Annotated in this window: 13 protein-coding genes; 10 read left to right on the plus strand and 3 right to left on the minus strand. The window is 63.0% G+C overall.

From position 1 onward, the window contains the following. Positions 1-15 precede the first annotated feature (15 nt). Entirely contained in the window at positions 16-276 is a 261-nt protein-coding gene (locus tag JGZ97_RS08180) for an OadG family protein (RefSeq protein ID WP_207062129.1), read from the minus strand. A 223-nt stretch (positions 277-499) separates the two neighbouring features. Continuing rightward, complete coding sequence (locus JGZ97_RS08185) at positions 500-1345, minus strand: class I SAM-dependent methyltransferase (protein WP_207062130.1); 846 nt, start codon at positions 1343-1345, stop codon at positions 500-502. Positions 1346-1414: 69 nt separating this feature from the next. Between JGZ97_RS08185 and gloB the strand changes: the two genes are divergently transcribed. The 6 genes from gloB (at position 1415) to JGZ97_RS08215 (ending at position 9701) form a co-directional block, all read left to right on the plus strand. Continuing rightward, positions 1415-2188 (plus strand): hydroxyacylglutathione hydrolase, encoded by a 774-nt coding sequence (gene gloB, locus JGZ97_RS08190; RefSeq protein ID WP_207062131.1) that lies wholly within the window; start codon positions 1415-1417, stop codon positions 2186-2188. 138 nt (positions 2189-2326) lie between these two features. After that, entirely contained in the window at positions 2327-4057 is a 1731-nt protein-coding gene (locus JGZ97_RS08195) for a LysM peptidoglycan-binding domain-containing protein (RefSeq protein WP_370584030.1), read from the plus strand. 101 nt (positions 4058-4158) lie between these two features. Beyond that, a complete protein-coding gene (locus tag JGZ97_RS08200) occupies positions 4159-5973 on the plus strand; it encodes an extracellular solute-binding protein (protein WP_207062132.1) in 1815 nt (604 codons plus the stop codon). Continuing rightward, the gene (locus JGZ97_RS08205; RefSeq protein WP_207062133.1) at positions 5973-7067 is read left to right on the plus strand and encodes a microcin C ABC transporter permease YejB; all 1095 of its coding nucleotides are present in this window, start codon (positions 5973-5975) and stop codon (positions 7065-7067) included. Before JGZ97_RS08200 ends, JGZ97_RS08205 begins: the two co-directional genes overlap by 1 nt. A 1-nt stretch (position 7068) precedes the next feature. After that, entirely contained in the window at positions 7069-8100 is a 1032-nt protein-coding gene (locus JGZ97_RS08210) for an ABC transporter permease (protein WP_207062134.1), read from the plus strand. Further along, entirely contained in the window at positions 8097-9701 is a 1605-nt protein-coding gene (locus JGZ97_RS08215) for an ABC transporter ATP-binding protein (protein ID WP_207062135.1), read from the plus strand. Before JGZ97_RS08210 ends, JGZ97_RS08215 begins: the two co-directional genes overlap by 4 nt. Before the next feature lie 6 nt (positions 9702-9707). On the opposite strand, the gene JGZ97_RS08220 is transcribed toward JGZ97_RS08215, so the two are convergent. Further along, entirely contained in the window at positions 9708-9920 is a 213-nt protein-coding gene (locus tag JGZ97_RS08220; RefSeq protein ID WP_207062136.1) for a hypothetical protein, read from the minus strand. A 186-nt stretch (positions 9921-10106) separates the two neighbouring features. Here JGZ97_RS08220 and JGZ97_RS08225 point away from each other — a divergent pair, with 186 nt between their 5' ends. The 4 genes from JGZ97_RS08225 to JGZ97_RS08240 all read left to right on the plus strand — a co-directional run bounded on the left by JGZ97_RS08225 (position 10107) and on the right by JGZ97_RS08240 (position 17206). Next, positions 10107-11228 carry a phosphoserine transaminase gene (locus JGZ97_RS08225; protein ID WP_207062137.1) on the plus strand — a complete coding sequence of 374 codons (1122 nt, stop codon included), beginning with the start codon at positions 10107-10109 and terminating at the stop codon, positions 11226-11228. A 250-nt stretch (positions 11229-11478) separates the two neighbouring features. Next, entirely contained in the window at positions 11479-12930 is a 1452-nt protein-coding gene (locus JGZ97_RS08230; protein ID WP_207062138.1) for a circularly permuted type 2 ATP-grasp protein, read from the plus strand. Positions 12931-12932: 2 nt separating this feature from the next. Beyond that, positions 12933-13877, plus strand: coding sequence for an alpha-E domain-containing protein (locus JGZ97_RS08235; protein WP_207062139.1), 945 nt, complete (start codon positions 12933-12935; stop codon positions 13875-13877). Beyond that, on the plus strand, positions 13874-17206 hold the full coding sequence (locus tag JGZ97_RS08240) for a DUF2126 domain-containing protein (protein ID WP_207062140.1): 3333 nt from the start codon (positions 13874-13876) through the stop codon (positions 17204-17206). The genes JGZ97_RS08235 and JGZ97_RS08240 overlap by 4 nt, the downstream gene beginning before the upstream one ends. The last annotated feature ends 49 nt before the right edge of the window (positions 17207-17255 follow it).

A 17255-nucleotide genomic window follows, 5' to 3' on the forward strand; every position in this document is an offset into this window, starting at 1 on the left:
GCTTGATATGAAACGCTACTGCTTGTGGCGGCTGCGGTATTGCCGAATCGCAGCCGAGATTACCGCCACCAGCTGTTCCTGGTCCCCGGCACCCGCTGCGGGCGCCGCCGCGGCGCGGGGCTTGGCGGGAACCGGCACAGGCTCGGGAAGGAAGCGGTTGACCAAGCGGGACATCAGCGTGGTCATGACCACCAACAGGGTCAGAAACACAAAGACGAACCCCATGCCGAAGCCCATCAGTGCCAGACCTTCATTGATCAAGTTGCTCGAATTCATCGAGACGACTCCTGTTGTTTTATTCTCATCATCCAGATAGCCGGGGTCCGGCCATCCTGGGTGGCTCAACCATAGCCCGAGCAGATCATTAAAAATAATTAATATTTTTGATAGAAATCATTAACAAGAGGTTATGCCAGCATCATCTATAGCATAAGCTCATGATATTTATAGCCTTTTAACCCATAAGAGGCCGCAAGAGAAATTTTCCTCACGCTCCGGCTTAGGACTTTGGTCGAGTTTCTCCGGCGGTTTTGTCGCACCCTGTAACCGGGCCAACCCGGGCGGCCTCGGTCTCCGCCCGCGGCAGGGCCGGGCGCACCAGAGGCATCGCCAGGCGCTGCCGCCACCCCCTACCGACCTTGACCCCCGCCAACGTTTCCTTACTGGCGATCGTCACCAAAAAGGCCCCCTGGTTGCGCAGGTAACGGGCGCCCCAGCGCTCGAGAAAGCCCAGGCGGCGCATCCACGCTTGGCTGGTGATCGGTGGCCGGTAAAAGCCGGACAGGGTGCGCTCGCGGCCCAATCCCAACAGGGCGAGCCAGTCATTCAGGCGGTGGCGGCCGATAAAGTGAGCCTGCCAGGGCGGCTGAGCCTTTCGCCGGCGCCACCATCGAAACACTCCCCAGAAACTGACCGGATTGAATGAAACCACCACCAGTTTACCGCCGGGCCTCAGCACCCGGGCCGCTTCGCGCAACAGCTGGTGAGGGCTCTCGGCAAAATCCAGGGCGTGATGCAGCACCACCGCATCGATACAGTCATTTGCGAAAGGCAAACGGTCAAACCCTCCGACGACAGCCTCTTCCGGCATGCCCAGCTCGACCCGGGGAAGGAGCAGGAAACGGTGCCCTGCATTGGCCCCGTCACACAGAGAGGCGTCGGAGAACACACCGATCTGCAGCAGGTGGTAGCCAAAAACCCCCGGCATCACGGTTTTTACCTGCTCCCGTTCGGCTTCAAGCAGGTTGCGGCCCAGCTCGCTCTCAAACCAGCGGGCCACCGCCGATGCGGTGCTGGGGCTGTCGGAGTCACTCAAGGCGTCATTTCCGCGGTTCTTTACGGCCATGGTTTAGAAATCCGTCAATTATAGAGTATCCTGCCCAATCGCCTGGTATCGAAGCTCGAGGTTTTGTCCATGTTAAAGGTCCACCCCCTTCCCGCCTTCAGCGACAATTATATCTGGGTACTGCAGGTTGACGGCTCCAACCGGGTCGCCGTCGTTGACCCGGGCGACGCGAGTCCTGTCACCGACTACCTGAGTGCCCATGATCTGGCCCTGGAGGCTATCCTGATCACCCACCACCACCCCGACCATACCGGCGGTGTTGAAGAACTGGCCGCCACCACGGGCGCCAAGGTGTATGGGCCGGCGCAATCCCCGTTCCAGCGGATCGACCAAGGCCTGAACAACGGAGACCGCATCGAGGTGCTCGGTCTGCCGTTTCAAGTAGCTGCTGTTCCCGGGCACACTCTGGACCATATCAGCTACTTACAAGAGAATCACCCGGCTCGACTCTTCTGCGGCGACACCCTGTTTCTGGCCGGCTGCGGACGCCTGTTTGAAGGCACGCCAAAACAGATGCGCGCCGCCATGACCTGGTTCAAGTCGCTGCCCGACGAGACCAAGGTTTATTGCGCCCACGAGTACTCGCTCGCCAATCTCAAGTTTGCCGCCGCGGTGGAACCCGGCAACGCGCGAATCACGGAAAAAATAGAAGAGTGCCAGGGGCTGAGAGCCCAGGAACGCCCGACCGTACCCAGCTCCATCGGCGTCGAGAAGGCAATCAACCCCTTCATGCGTACCGACCAGCCGGCGGTATCGGATGCGGCCAGCAAAAGGGCCGGGACGCCGCTGGATTCGGAGGATCAGATCTTCTCGGTGATCCGTCAGTGGAAAGACAACTTCTGAGCAGTGGCGCCCCGGGCGGAGCAATCTGCCCATCCTTTGATCTTGGTCCTTGCGAACCGAAAGGGGCCTCCCTAGAATCGCAGGCTATCGTCAACCGCCGCACATCAGCGGCACCAACCAACAGGGGATGGCCACACCGTGACAGTTTTTCGCCACCGCTGGGCACTGGTTTTTGCCGCGAGCTTGCTCAGCGGCTGCCAGTCCCTGCTTCCGATCAAGCCCACTGAGACCGGCGAAGACAACCCTGTGGCGGCGGACGCCGCGAGCAACCGCCCTTTCACGGTAATTACCGGCGTACCGCTCTTCCCATCCGATGAGCAGGACAACTTTGAGCTTGAAACCACCCCGGCCAGCCTGACTGTTGAGCGGTCATCCACCCGACAGCCTGCCGATGCCGCGATCCCGGTGGCACTCGCGGGGCCAGAGACCGCCCCGCCCCCTACCCCGAGCAAAAATCTCTGGGATTTGACCCGGGACAATTTCGGCCTCGACCTGGCCACCGATGATCCGCGGGTTACAGCCCAACTCAACTGGTACAAAAGCCACCCGCGCTACATCAGCCGCGTGGTTGACCGGGCCAAACGCTACTATCACCACGTCCTGCACGCGGTGATCGAACGCGGCATGCCGGCCGAAATCGCTCTGCTGCCGATCGTTGAAAGCGCCTACGACCCCTTTGCCTACTCCCACGGCCGCGCCGCCGGCCCCTGGCAGTTCATTCCCGGCACCGCCCGTCATTTCGGTCTGCGCAAAAGCTGGTGGTACGACGGCCGGCGCGACATTACCGCATCCACCCAGGCGGCTCTGGACTACCTGGAACAGCTGGCCCGCCGCTTCGACGGGGATTACCTGCTGGCCCTGGCCGGCTATAACGCCGGCGGCGGCAATGTCTCCAAGGCCATGCGCCACAATCGCAAGAAGGGACGCCCCACCGACTTCTGGTCACTTTCCACCCTGCCACGGGAGACCAGCGCCTACGTGCCCAAGCTGATCGCCCTGGCCCGACTGTTCAAGGAGCCGGAAAAATACGGCATCGAACTCGAGCCCCTCGCCGACGAGCCCTACTTTGCCGCGGTGGACACCGGCGGTCAGATCGATCTGGCGCAGGCGGCGACGCTGGCCGAGATCAGCATCGACGAGCTTTACCTGCTGAACCCGGGTTTCAACCAGTGGGCCACCGACCCTGAAGGCCCCCATCAGCTGCTGGTCCCCGTTGCCAAGGCGGAGGCCTTCCAGCAGGCCCTGGCCCAACTGCCCGTCGAAAAGCGGGTGAACTGGACCCGCTACAAAATCCGCCAGGGCGACAGCCTCAGCACCATCGCCAAGGCCCATAAAACCACGGTGCAGACCATTCGGACCGCCAACAACCTCAATGACCACATGATCCGCGCGGGACAGATGCTGCTGATCCCCACCGCCTCCGAGGAGGCTAAGATCTATGCTTACAGCGCCGGCCAGCGGCAGGCGAAGAAAAACCAACGTATTGCCCTGCGCTCGGGTAAACAGAAGCTCCGTTACCAGGTGAAGCCGGGCGACAGCTTCTGGGAGATCGCCCAGGAGCACGATGTCGGCGTGCGCGAGCTCGCGAGCTGGAACCAGATGGCCCCCGGCGACCCGCTAAGGGTCGGCAAGGAGCTGGTGATCTGGCAGGCGGGCGGGCAGACCCTGGCCAGCAACAGCGACAGCCGTAACCTGGTCCGCAAGATCGGCTACCGGGTGCGCAGCGGTGATTCCTTCGCCCGCATTGCCAGCCGCTTCAATGTCGGGGTGAACGACATCAAGCGCTGGAACAGCAAGGCGGCCCAGGCGAAGTACCTGCAGCCGGGACAACGGCTCACCCTTTACGTGGACGTAAGAACGGCACACTAGCCCCGTCACCGGGCACTCATCACGGGGTTGGCGTTCGTTTTTTTTGCAAGGGACACGTAAGCTGTTATAAAAAAACGGCTACGGACAAAGGGAACCACGCCATGACCGCCAAACTGCTTCGCCGTACCCTGTTGCTGGCCTTGGGGCTGCTGCCCCTGCTGCTGCAGGCGGCACCGGCCCCCCAGCACGGGATCGCCATGCACGGCGCCCCGAAGTACCCGGCCGATTTCCACCACCTGGACTACGTCAATCCAGGGGCCCCGAAGGGCGGCACGCTGCGCCACTGGGCCCTGGGCACCTTCGACAGCTTCAACGGTTTCATCATCAAGGGCACAGCCGCGGACGGCATCGGCCAGGTCTATGACAGCCTGATGTATAAATCCCAGGACGAACCGTTCAGCCAGTACGGGTTGATTGCCGAGTCTCTGGAGGTCCCGGAGGACCGCAGCTGGGCCATTTTCAACCTGCGGGAAGAGGCCCGCTTCAGCGACGGCGAGCCCGTTCTGGCCGACGATGTGATCCACACCTTCAAGCTGCTGCGCGAGCAGGGCAATCCCTTTTACCGCGCCTATTACGCGGGCATCACCCAGATCGAAGCGCTCTCCCCGACTCGCGTCAAATTTCACTTCGGCGCCACCGATAACCGCGAGCTGCCGCTGATCGTCGGGGAGGTGCCCATTTTGCCGAAACATTACTGGGAGGAGCGGGACTTCACCACCCCCACCCTCGACCCGCCGGTCGGCTCCGGCCCTTACCGGGTCAGTGACTTTGACCCCGGTCGCTCGGTTACCTACGCCCTGCGCCCCGACTACTGGGGCAAGGACCTGCCCGTGAACCGCGGCCGAAATAACTTCGGCACGATTCGCTACGACTACTACCGCGACAGCACGGTCGCCCTAGAGGCCTTCAAGGCCCGCGAGTACGACTTCCGCCAGGAGAATTCTTCCAAAAACTGGGCCACCGGATACACCGGCCCCATGTTCGAAAGCGGCGATGCGGTCACCGAGGAGATTCCCCACAGCAACCCCACGGGAATGCAGGCCTTCATCTACAACACCCGGCGCGAGATCTTCAGCGACCCACGGGTGCGCCGGGCGCTGGCCTACGCCTTTGACTTCGAGTGGACCAACCGCAACATTTTCTACAACGCTTACACCCGCACCCACAGCTATTTTTCCAATTCCGAGATGGCCGCCGATGTGCTGCCTACCCCGGCCGAGAAAGCCATTCTGGAGCCCATTCGCAACCAGGTGCCAGCCGAGGTGTTCAACGAGGTTTATCGGGCGCCCTCCACCGACGGCAGCGGTCAAAACCGCCAGCAGCTGCGCCAGGCCATGTCCATACTGCGCGAGGCTGGCTGGACCGTCCGCGACGGCGCCCTGCGCAATGCAGACGGGAAGCCCCTGGAGTTCGAACTGTTACTGGTGCAGAAAGAGTTCGAGCGGGTAGTGGCGCCCTTTATCCGCAACCTGGAGCGCCTGGGGGTCAAGGTCACCGTGCGCATCGTCGATGTCAGCCAGTACATCAACCGCCTGCGCGCCTTCGACTTCGACATGGTTGTCTACAGCTACGGGCAGTCCACCTCCCCCGGCAACGAGCAGCACGAGTTCTGGCACAGCGAAATGGCCGATCAACCCGGCAGCCGAAACCTGATCGGAATCAAGAACCCTGCCGTGGATTACCTGGTACAGCAGGTGATCGCCGCCCCGGACCGGGAGCAGCTGGTATTGCGCACCCGCGCCCTGGACCGGGTACTGCAGTGGAACCATTACGTGATTCCCCAGTTCCACATCAGTAGCTATCGCGTCGCCTACTGGAATATCTTTGAGCGCCCGGAGAAGCGTCCCGACTACTCGTTGGGGCTGGACACCTGGTGGCTGAACGCCGCGGCAAGGGATGACACGGAACGCAATTGATGGGTGCTTACATCCTGCGGCGGCTGCTGCTGATCATCCCTACCCTGCTGGGCATCCTCACCATTAATTTCCTCATCGTGCAGGCGGCGCCCGGCGGGCCGGTGGAGCAGACCCTGGCCCAGCTCGAAGGGCTCAACACCGACGCCACGGCGCGCATGGGCAGTTCCATCCAGAGCGACGTGGTGCAGGGGGGTAGCGGCAGCGGCGAAGGCAGTTACCGGGGCGCCCGGGGCCTGGACCCGCAGATCGTCGCCGATATCGAAAAGCTCTACGGCTTTGACAAGCCCGCCCACGAGCGTTTTCTGCAGATGCTCAAAAGCTATCTGGTATTCGATTTCGGGCGCAGCCTGTTCAGCGACAAGCCGGTGGTGGACCTGATTATTGAAAAACTTCCGGTCTCCATCTCCCTTGGGCTCTGGACCACACTGATCACCTATCTGGTCTCTGTTCCCCTGGGAATTCGCAAGGCGGTGCGCGACGGCACGCCCTTCGATGTCTGGACCAGCAGCGCGATCATCGTCGGCTACGCGATCCCCAACTTCCTGTTCGCCATCCTGCTGATCGTGCTCTTCGCCGGCGGCACCTACCTCGACTGGTTCCCCCTGCGCGGACTCACCTCCCCCAACTTCGACGAGCTCAGCCTGCTCGGCAAGATCGGCGACTATTTCTGGCACATTACGCTGCCGGTGCTGGCCTCGGTGATCTCCAGTTTCGCCACCCTCACCATGCTGACTAAAAACTCGTTTCTCGACGAGATCAACAAGCAATACGTGCTCACCGCAAGGGCCAAGGGCCTCAAGGAAAACCAGGTCCTCTACGGGCACGTGTTCCGTAACGCGATGTTGCTGATCATTGCCGGCATGCCCGCCGCCCTGATCGGTATCTTTTTCACCGGCTCCATGCTGATCGAGGTGATCTTCAGCCTCGACGGACTCGGTCTGCTGGGCTACGAGGCGGTGATCAACCGGGATTACCCCGTCATCTTCGGCACCCTTTACATCTTTACCTTGATCGGCCTGCTGCTGAAGCTGATCAGCGACATCACCTATGTGCTGGTCGACCCCCGCATCGACTTCGAGAGCCGCGAGGGGTGAGATGACGCTAAGCCCGATCAACCGCCGCCGCCTGGAAAACTTTCGCAATAACAAGCGCGGGTACTGGTCGCTGTGGGTGTTTCTCGGCTTATTCGTGTTCAGCCTGGGCGCCGAGCTGATCGCCAACGACCGCCCCCTTCTGATTCGCTACAAGGGAGAGCTGCACTACCCCCTCTGGCAGACCTACCCGGAGACCCACTTCGGCGGCGATTTCGCCACCGAAGCCGAGTACAAGGATCCCTACCTGCAGCAACTGATCGTGGAGGAAGGCGACGGCTGGATCCTCTGGCCGCCGGTTCGCTACAGCTACGACACCATCAATTACCAGCTCAAGGTACCGGCGCCCTCCCCACCCAGCGCCGAGAACTGGCTGGGTACCGACGACCAGGGGCGGGACGTGCTGGCCCGGGTCATCTACGGCTTTCGCATCTCCATACTCTTCGCCCTGGTGCTGACCGGCGCCAGTTCGGTGATCGGGGTAGTGGCCGGCGCCGTGCAGGGTTATTACGGCGGCAAGGTGGACCTGTTTTTCCAGCGTTTTATCGAGATCTGGTCGGGGCTGCCGGTGCTCTTTCTGCTGATTATCCTGGCGAGTATCGTCGAGCCCAGCTTCTGGTGGCTGCTGGGGATCATGCTGCTGTTCAGCTGGATGCAGCTGGTGGACGTGGTGCGGGCGGAATTCCTCCGCGGACGAAACCTGGAGTACGTGCGCGCCGCCCGGGCCCTCGGCCTCTCCAACCGGCTGATCATGTTCCGCCATATCCTGCCCAACGCCATGGTGGCGACCCTGACCTTCATGCCCTTTATCTTCAACGGGTCGGTGGTCACCCTCACCGCTCTCGATTTTCTCGGCTTCGGCCTGCCCCCGGGCTCCCCCTCCCTGGGCGAGCTGGTGGCCCAGGGCAAGGCCAACCTGCACGCCCCCTGGCTCGGCCTCTCCGCCTTTATCGTCCTGTCGCTGATGCTGACCTTGTTAATCTTTATCGGCGAGGCGGTGCGCGACGCCTTTGACCCCCGCAAGGTGCAACCATGATCGCTGACACCACCTCTCCGCTGGTCCGGGTTCGCGACCTGAGCGTGCGCTTTCACCAGGAAGGGGCCGAGGTCGACGCGGTGCGCGGGGTCAGCTTTGATATCCCTGCCGGGCGCACCCTGGCCATCGTCGGCGAGTCCGGCTCCGGGAAATCGGTTTCCGCCCTGTCGATTCTGCGCCTGCTCCCCTACCCCAAGGCCAGCCACCCGAGCGGCCATATTCACTACCGGGACCAGGACCTGCTGCAGCTGGACGAACCCCAGCTACGTCAGCTGCGGGGGGGGCGCATCGGAATGATTTTCCAAGAGCCCATGACCAGCCTCAACCCGCTGCACACCCTGGAAAAACAGATCGGGGAAGCCCTGCTGCTGCACAAGGGCATGCGTGGAGCCCAGGCCCGGGAGCGCACCCTCGAGCTGCTGCACCTGGTGGGTATCCGCGAGCCTGAAAAGCGCCTGCGCACCTATCCTCACGAGCTTTCCGGCGGCCAGCGGCAACGGGTGATGATCGCCATGGCACTGGCCAACGAGCCGGAGCTGCTGATCGCCGACGAGCCGACCACTGCCCTGGACGTCACCATCCAGGAGCAGATCCTCGAGCTGCTCAAGTCGCTTCAGCAGAAGCTGGGCATGGCCATTCTGCTGATCAGCCACGATCTCAACGTGGTGCGGCGCTATGCCCACCAGGTCTGCGTTATGCACCAGGGCGAAGTGGTGGAGCACAACAGCACCGAAGCCCTGTTCGAGGCGCCCCAGCACCCCTATACCCGCAAGCTGCTGGACGCGGAACCCAGCGGCCAGCCGAGCGCCCTGGCTCCCAACGCCCCTCAGGTGCTGGAAACCGCTGACCTGCGGGTCTGGTTCCCGGTTAAAAAAGGCTTTTTTCAGCGCGCCCAGGAACATATCAAGGCCGTTGACGGGGTCAGCTTGCAGCTTCGCCAGGGCGAGTGCCTCGGGATCGTCGGCGAGTCCGGTTCAGGGAAGACCACCCTGGGGCTGGCGGTTTTGCGCCTGCTCGGCAGCCGCGGCGAAATCAGGTTCGAGGGCGAGCCCATTCACGCGCTCAACCAGAAAGCCGTCAAGCCCCTCCGGCGCCAGTTACAGGTGGTGTTCCAGGATCCGTTCGGCAGCCTGAGCCCGCGCATGACCGTCGGCGAAATCGTCGCCGAAGGGCTTAATATTCACAGTAAAGAGCCGCCGGCGGAGAAAGCGCGCAGGGTGATTGAAGCCCTGCGGGAAGTGGGGCTCGACCCCGAGGCTCGCCACCGCTACCCCCATGAGTTTTCCGGTGGCCAGCGCCAGCGGATCGCCATCGCCCGGGCCCTGATTCTCAAGCCGCGCCTGATCGTTCTGGACGAGCCGACCTCCGCGCTCGACCGCACCGTCCAATCCCAGATCATCGGGCTGCTGAGGGGCCTGCAGGAGAAGCACCGACTCAGCTACCTGTTTATCAGCCATGACCTGTCAGTGGTGCGCGCCCTCTGTCACCAGGTGCTGGTGATGCAGGGAGGCGTGGTAGTAGAACAGGGGCCGGCCAGCGAACTGTTCGCCGCGCCGCGCCAGCCGTACACCCGTCAGCTGCTGGACGCGGCCCTGCTCTGAAGCGGCTCACTGCCGAGCGAGGCGCAGCAGCAGGTGCAACTTGGCCAGACACGCCAGCACCATCAGCCCCACGCCCAGGGAAAACAGCGTGGCTAGCTCAACCCCGCCCACCCCGTAGTAGGCGCCACCTAGGCGGGCCAGCCCAGCCAGAAGACAGGTCCCTATCCCCAGCAACGCAGCCCCGTCACCCACCCAGCGCAACAGTTCATTCATGCTCATTCGGTCTCTGCTCAATGGTTATCCCTCCAGCTTAGGCAAAAATCAGCGCCTCCAGGGGTGCCCCGTCCAGGCTCGGCCCGCGCCTCATGCGCTCTTTAATGGCAGCTTTGAGGCCCCGGGATTTTCCGTTACCATTTGGCGGTTATTTTTGCGATGCCACACTTTCCCCAGCCCAAGGAGTGACGAGTGGAAACACGTCCCGCAGTAAAACCCCAAAACCCCAATTTTTCCTCAGGCCCCTGCAGCAAGCGTCCCGGTTATTCGGTCGCCCAGCTGGACAGCTCGACCCTTGGACGCTCTCACCGCTCCAGCCTGGGTAAAGCGGCGCTGCAAAAAGCCATCGATGACACCCATGAACTGCTGGGCCTGCCCGAAGGTTACCGGGTAGGAATCGTACCGGCCTCGGATACCGGCGCCGTGGAAATGGCGCTCTGGAGCCTGCTGGGCCCCCGCCCCGTGGACGTGTGCGAGTGGGAATCCTTCGGCGCCGGCTGGCACAGCGATATCACCAAGCAGCTCAAGCTCGAGGTCAACCACTACGGTGCCGATTACGGCCAACTGCCGGATCTGAGCCAGACCAACCCGGATCACGACATCGTCTTCACCTGGAACGGCACCACCTCCGGGGTCAAGGTCGACAACGCCGACTGGATCAGCGATACGCGCCAGGGACTGACCATCTGCGACGCCACCTCCGCCGTCTTCGCCATGGCGCTGCCCTGGGAGAAGCTGGACGTGGTTACCTTCAGCTGGCAAAAAGTGCTGGGCGGCGAAGGTGCCCACGGCATGCTGATCCTCAGCCCCCGCGCCGTAGAACGCCTGGAAAGTTACACCCCACCCTGGCCGCTGCCCAAGATTTTCCGCCTGACCAAGGGCGGTAAGCTGATCGAGGGCATTTTCAAGGGCGCGACCATCAACACCCCCTCCATGCTGGCGGTGGCCGACTACCAGGACGCGCTGGACTGGGTGCGCGATCAAGGCGGTGTCGGCACGCTGATCGAAACCAGCAACGCCAGTCTCAAGGCCATCGAAACCTTCGTCGCCGCACGCGACTGGATTCAGTTTCTGGCCGAGAACCCCAGCCACCGCTCCAACACCAGCGTCTGCCTGACGCTCAGCCTGAATGAGGACGAAATCAAGGCCTTGATCAAACTGCTGGAACAAGAAGGCGTAGCCTACGATATCGGCGCCTACCGCGACGCGCCGGCTGGCCTGCGCCTGTGGTGCGGGGCGACGGTCAGCACCGCCGATATCCAGGCCCTGCTGCCCTGGATCGAGTGGGGCTATCATCAGGTAAAAGAGCACTAACCCGCATCCTCACCCCAGCAGCCCGCCTCTGTCCAAGGGGCGGGCTTTTTTTGTCCTCCAAAACTGCCCTTTTTTCACCCCCAGAGCCTGCACTTTCCCCGCCAGCTCCGCGATTCTTTGAGCGCTTTATACTGGCAAAGCAACGAATTATCGCCAATTCTTGATAGATGTCGTGCCACCGTTCCGCGGTGCAGGACACAACTGAATTGTATTAACCGGTCAAACATCAACAGGGAAGCAGGCGCTAGTTATGGCAATCGACTGGAAGCAGTACGACCCCGACGGTTTTTTCGACGAGCTGATCGAATCCCCCGGCAAACCCCGTCCACCGGCGGGTCCGCTTATCGACTACCTCAGCGAGATGGACACCAAGGAACTGGAGGCTCGTCGCCAGATGGCCGAAGCCACCATTCAGGAGATGGGTGTCAGTTTTACGGTCTACACCGAAGGCGGCAACATCGACCGGGCCTGGCCCTTCGATATCGTGCCCCGGGTCATCGGCGCCAAACAGTGGAAGCGGGCCGAAGAGGGGCTGCGCCAGCGCCTCAAAGCGCTGAACATGTTCATTGATGATCTCTATAACGATCAGCAGATTATCAAAGACGGCGTGGTGCCCGCCCATATCGTCCAGAAATCGCGCAACTTCCGCAAAGAGTGCATCGGCATGAAGCCCGCCTTCGGGGTCTGGGCCCATATCTGCGGTACCGACCTGGTGCGCGACAGCGACGGTGAATTCTACGTACTCGAAGACAACCTGCGGGTACCCTCGGGTGTCTCCTACATGCTGGAAAACCGGGCCATCACCAAACGGGTCCTGCCGGAACTGTTCGAGCGCAAGGACATACGTCCGGTTCATAACTACCCGGCGCGGCTCTTCGACACCCTGGTGGCCCTCTCGCCGCGGCGGGTTAAACGGCCGGAAATCGTGGTGCTGACCCCCGGCATCTTCAACTCCGCCTACTTTGAGCACGCCTTTCTGGCCCAGCAGATGGGAGCGGAGCTGGTCGAAGGCAGCGACCTGGTGGTAGGCGACGATGACTGCGTCTACATGCGCACCATCGCCGGTCGCCAGCGCGTCGATGTGATCTATCGGCGCATCGACGACCTGTTCCTCGACCCCGAGGTATTCAACAAGGACTCGGTGCTCGGCGTCCCCGGGTTGATGCGGGCCTGGCGTGCGGGCAACGTGGCCCTGGCCAATGCCCCCGGCGCCGGGGTGGCTGACGACAAGGTGGTGTATGCCTACGTGCCCGATATTATCCGCTACTACCTCGACGAAAAGCCGCGCATCGCCAACGTCAAAACCTACCTCTGCGACGATCCTGACCAGCAGGCCTATGTGCTCGATCACCTGGATGAACTGGTGGTCAAGCCGGCCAACGAATCCGGCGGCTACGGCATGCTGATCGGCCCCCACTCCACCAAGAAGGAGCAGGCTCAGTTCGCCAAGCTGATCAAGGAAAATCCGCGCAACTATATCGCCCAGCCGACCCTGAGCCTCTCCACCGCGCCGACCCTGGTGGGTAAAGGTCGAATGGAACCGCGCCACCTGGACCTGCGCCCCTTCATCCTTCAGGCCAAGGAGACCTACGTCACCAACGGCGGGCTGACCCGGGTGGCGCTGCGCAAGGGCTCCCTGGTAGTGAACTCGTCCCAAGGGGGCGGGAGCAAGGACACCTGGATCGTCAACGAGGAGAGCTGAATATGTTATCCAAAGTCGCCGAACGCCTTTACTGGACCTCCCGCTACCTGGAGCGGGCCGAAAACACCGCCCGGCTGGTCAGCGTCTACGACGCCCTCTTGTTCGACCTGCCCCGGGAAATTGACATCAGCTGGTACAACCTGGTGGAACTCAACGGCGCCCAGGCCCTGTTCGAGGAGCGCTACCGGGTCCAGGACGAACGCAACGTAGTCAAGTTCACCCTGGCCGACGATACCAACCCGTCCTCAATGCTCAGCGCCCTCAACATGGCCCGGGAAAACGTGCGGACCAGCCGCGACGTACTGCCGCCGGCCAGCTGGGAGCTGATCAACGAGCTGCGCATCTTTGCCAACGCCAACATCCAAAACGGCATCAACCGCAGCGCCCGCTACGAGTTTCTCGACCACGTAGTCAAGGCCTGCCAGCAGATCACCGGGCTCTTCTCCTGCACCATGAGCCGCGACGCCTCCTGGCAGTTTATTACCATCGGCCGCCACCTGGAGCGGGTCGACATGGTCACCCGGCTGCTCGATGCCGGCGCCGCCGCCCAGATTCAGGGCGAGGCGGAAACCAACATGGCTATCAGCCAGGTCATCTGGGGCAACGTGCTGCGCTCCAGCAGCGCCGACCTGGCTTACCGGCGCACCACCCGCAGCGCCGTCAGTGCCCAGGAGGTCGCCGCTTTTTTGCTACAGGATCCCGATTTCCCCCGCAGCGTCCGCTTCGGACTCGCCGGCATGCGCCACGCGGCATCCCGCCTGCCCCACGGCCGCGACGTAGTGGGGCAGATCGACCGCCAGCTGGAGGCAATCGACGCCCTTGACGTCGAGACCCTGCTCGACGGCCGCTTCCGCGACTTCCTCAACGAGGTGCAGCTGGACCTGATCGACCTGCACCAGCGCTTCGGTGAAACCTGGTTCTCCTATGATGAGCCGGAGGTCGCATGACCATACGCGCCGCGCTGCACCACATCACCGACTACCGGTTCGACCGCCAGGTGAAGCTGTCCCCGCACACCATCCGCCTGCGCCCGGCCCCCCACAGCCGCACCCCCATCCGCGGCTACAGCCTCAAGGTGAGCCCTGCCAATCACTTTCTCAACTGGCAGCAGGACCCCTTCGGCAACTTCATGGCAAGGCTGGTATTTCCAGAAAAAACCGATCACCTTCGGGTCGAGGTGGAGGTGATCGCCGACATGACGGTGATCAACCCGTTTGACTTCTTTCTCGAAGAACACGCGCAGGAATTTCCCTTCACCTACAACGAGGAGCTGAAAAAGGAGCTGCAGCCTTACCTGGAGGTGGTGGACAAGGGCCCCCTCATCACCGACTGGGTGGCCTCGGTCTCCCGCACGCCCACACCGACCATCGATTTCCTGGTGGCCATCAACCAGCGCCTGGAGCAGGAAATCGGTTACAACATCCGCATGGAACCCGGGGTCCAGAGCAGCGAGCAAACCCTGACCCTCAAGCGCGGCTCCTGCCGCGACACCGGCTGGCTGCTGGTTCAGATTCTGCGGCACCTGGGACTCGCTGCCCGTTTCGCCTCGGGTTACCTGGTGCAGCTCACCGCTGACGTCAAGGCGCTGGACGGCCCTTCCGGCCCCGAGGCGGACTTTACCGACCTCCACGCCTGGTGCGAAGTATTTTTACCCGGCGCTGGCTGGGTAGGCCTGGACCCCACCTCGGGGCTTTTCGCCGGGGAAGGCCACATTCCACTGGCCTGCACCCCCTCTCCCTCCTCGGCCGCGCCCATCGACGGATACAGCGACGAGTGCGAGGTCACCTTCAGCCACCATAATGAAGTGCTCCGCATCCACGAGGACCCGCGGGTCACCAAGCCCTACAGCGACGAAGCCTGGCAGCAGATCAATGCCCTGGGGGCCATGACCGACGCCGACCTGCAGCGCCTGGACGTGCGCCTGACGCAGGGCGGGGAGCCGACCTTTGTCTCCATCGATGACATGGACTCGGCGCAGTGGAACACCGCAGCCCTGGGCGATGACAAGCTGCGCCTGGCGAAAGATCTGCTGCTTCGGCTGCGGGATCGTTTCGCCCCGCAGGGGTTGCTGCATTACGGCCAGGGCAAGTGGTATCCCGGCGAGGAGATTCCCCGCTGGGCCCTGGGTTGCTTCTGGCGCCGGGACGGTCAACCCCTGTGGCGAGACAATAGCCTGGTGGCGCGGGTGGACCGGGATTACGGTGTGGACATCGCACGGGCCCGCGCTTTCGCCGAACGCCTGGCTCAGCAGGCCGGCCTGGAAGCGGACTACCTGATCCCCGCCTACGAGGACAGTCTCTATTACATCTGGAAGGAGCAGAGCCTGCCGGAAAATATCGACCCGCTGAAGGCCGGCATCAAGGACGGCCTGGAACGGCGCAAACTGGCCCAGTTGCTCACCCAAGGGCTCGATGAGCCGGTTGGGTTCTGCCTGCCGCTGGGCTGGAATTACCACACCCAACACTGGCGCAGCGGCCCCTGGCCCCTGCGCCGCGATACCCTGACCCTGATTCCCGGTGATTCCCCCCTGGGACTGCGCCTGCCGCTGGAGTCGCTGCCCTGGGTGACCGAGAAGAAGCGGCCGCGGGCAGCGCCCCGCGACCCCTTCGAGGCGGAGCAGCCCCTACCGGCTACGGGCGCCAGTGCCGCGGCGGCACGCCATGACGCTAAGGATCCCGTTTCCCAAGATAACGAGGAAGTGGTGCGCACGGCCCTCTGCATCGAGCCACGCCACGGACGCCTGTACCTTTTCCTGCCGCCGATGGACCACCTGGAGCACTACGTGGCGCTGGTGGAACTGATCGAGAACACTGCCGCCGCACTAGATCTTCCGGTGGTGATCGAGGGATACGAGCCTCCGCGGGACCCCCGCCTGGTGAACTTCAAGGTAACCCCGGATCCAGGCGTGATCGAGGTAAACATTCATCCCGCCAACAACTGGCCGGATCTGGTTGACCTCACCGAAGCCCTGTACGAAGAAGCACGGCAAGCAAGGCTTGGCACCGAGAAATTCATGCTGGACGGTCGCCACACCGGCACCGGCGGGGGCAACCACATTACCCTGGGGGCCGCCACCGCACCCGACAGCCCGTTCCTGCGCCGCCCCGACCTGCTGCGCAGCCTGGTCACCTACTGGCAGCATCACCCGGGGCTCTCCTACCTGTTCTCCGGTATGTTTATCGGTCCCACCAGCCAGGCGCCACGGGTCGACGAAGGGCGCGAGGAGATGCTTTACGAGCTCGAGGTGGCCTTTGCCGAGATGCCCGACGGGCTGGTGGACAAGCCCTGGCTGGTGGACCGGCTGATGCGCAACCTACTGGTGGACATCACCGGCAACACCCACCGCTCCGAGTTCTGCATCGACAAGCTCTATGCCCCGGGGTCCGCCGCCGGGCGCCAGGGGCTGCTGGAGTTCCGTGGTTTTGAAATGCCGCCCCACCCGCGCATGGCGCTGGTCCAGGCCCTGCTGCTGAGGTGCCTCATTGCCCGTTTCTGGCAGACCCCTTACCACAAACCCTTGGTCCGCTGGGGCACGGAGCTGCACGATCGCTTCATGCTGCCCCACTTCGTCTGGCGGGACCTGCGCGAAGTGGTCCATGAGCTGCAGGCAGCCGGCTACCCCTTCCAGCTTGACTGGCTGGCACCGTTTGAAGAGTTCCGCTTTCCCCACTACGGCAGCACCCAGATCGACGACATGCGGATTGAGGTGCGCTGGGCCATCGAGCCCTGGCACGTGCTCGGCGAGGAAGTCAGCAGCTTCGGCACCGCCCGCTACGTGGATTCTTCGGTGGAGCGACTGCAGGTCAAACTGCAGGGGCTCACCGCCGAGCGGTTCGTGCTGGCCTGCAACGGGCGTCGGGTCCCGCTGCGCCCCACCGGACGCCACGGCGAGTACGTGGCCGGGGTGCGCTACCGGGCCTGGCAGCCGCCGTCGGCGCTGCACCCCACCATCGGCGTCCACACCCCTCTGGTGTTCGATCTGATCGACACCTGGAACGGCAAATCCATCGGCGGCTGCACCTACCACGTCAGCCACCCCGGGGGGCGCAGTTACGAAACCCTCCCGGTCAATGCCTTTGAAGCCGAATCCCGCCGTATCAACCGCTTCTGGGACTTCAACCACTCCCCCGGTACCTTCACCGGACGGCCCGCATTCGACGCCCTGCGTGAGTTTTTTCCCAACCAGCAAGCGCCCAGGCCCATGGCGCCGCCCCCGGAGCAGCCGACCGACGAATTTCCCCACACCCTCGACCTCAGGCGGCGACTGGAATGCTGAGGTGGCCATGGCATACAATCCCCCCACCTCCTACCTGATCGGACTCCGC

This window comes from Motiliproteus sp. SC1-56, from assembly GCF_017309075.1.
Lineage (GTDB): Bacteria > Pseudomonadota > Gammaproteobacteria > Pseudomonadales > Balneatricaceae > Motiliproteus.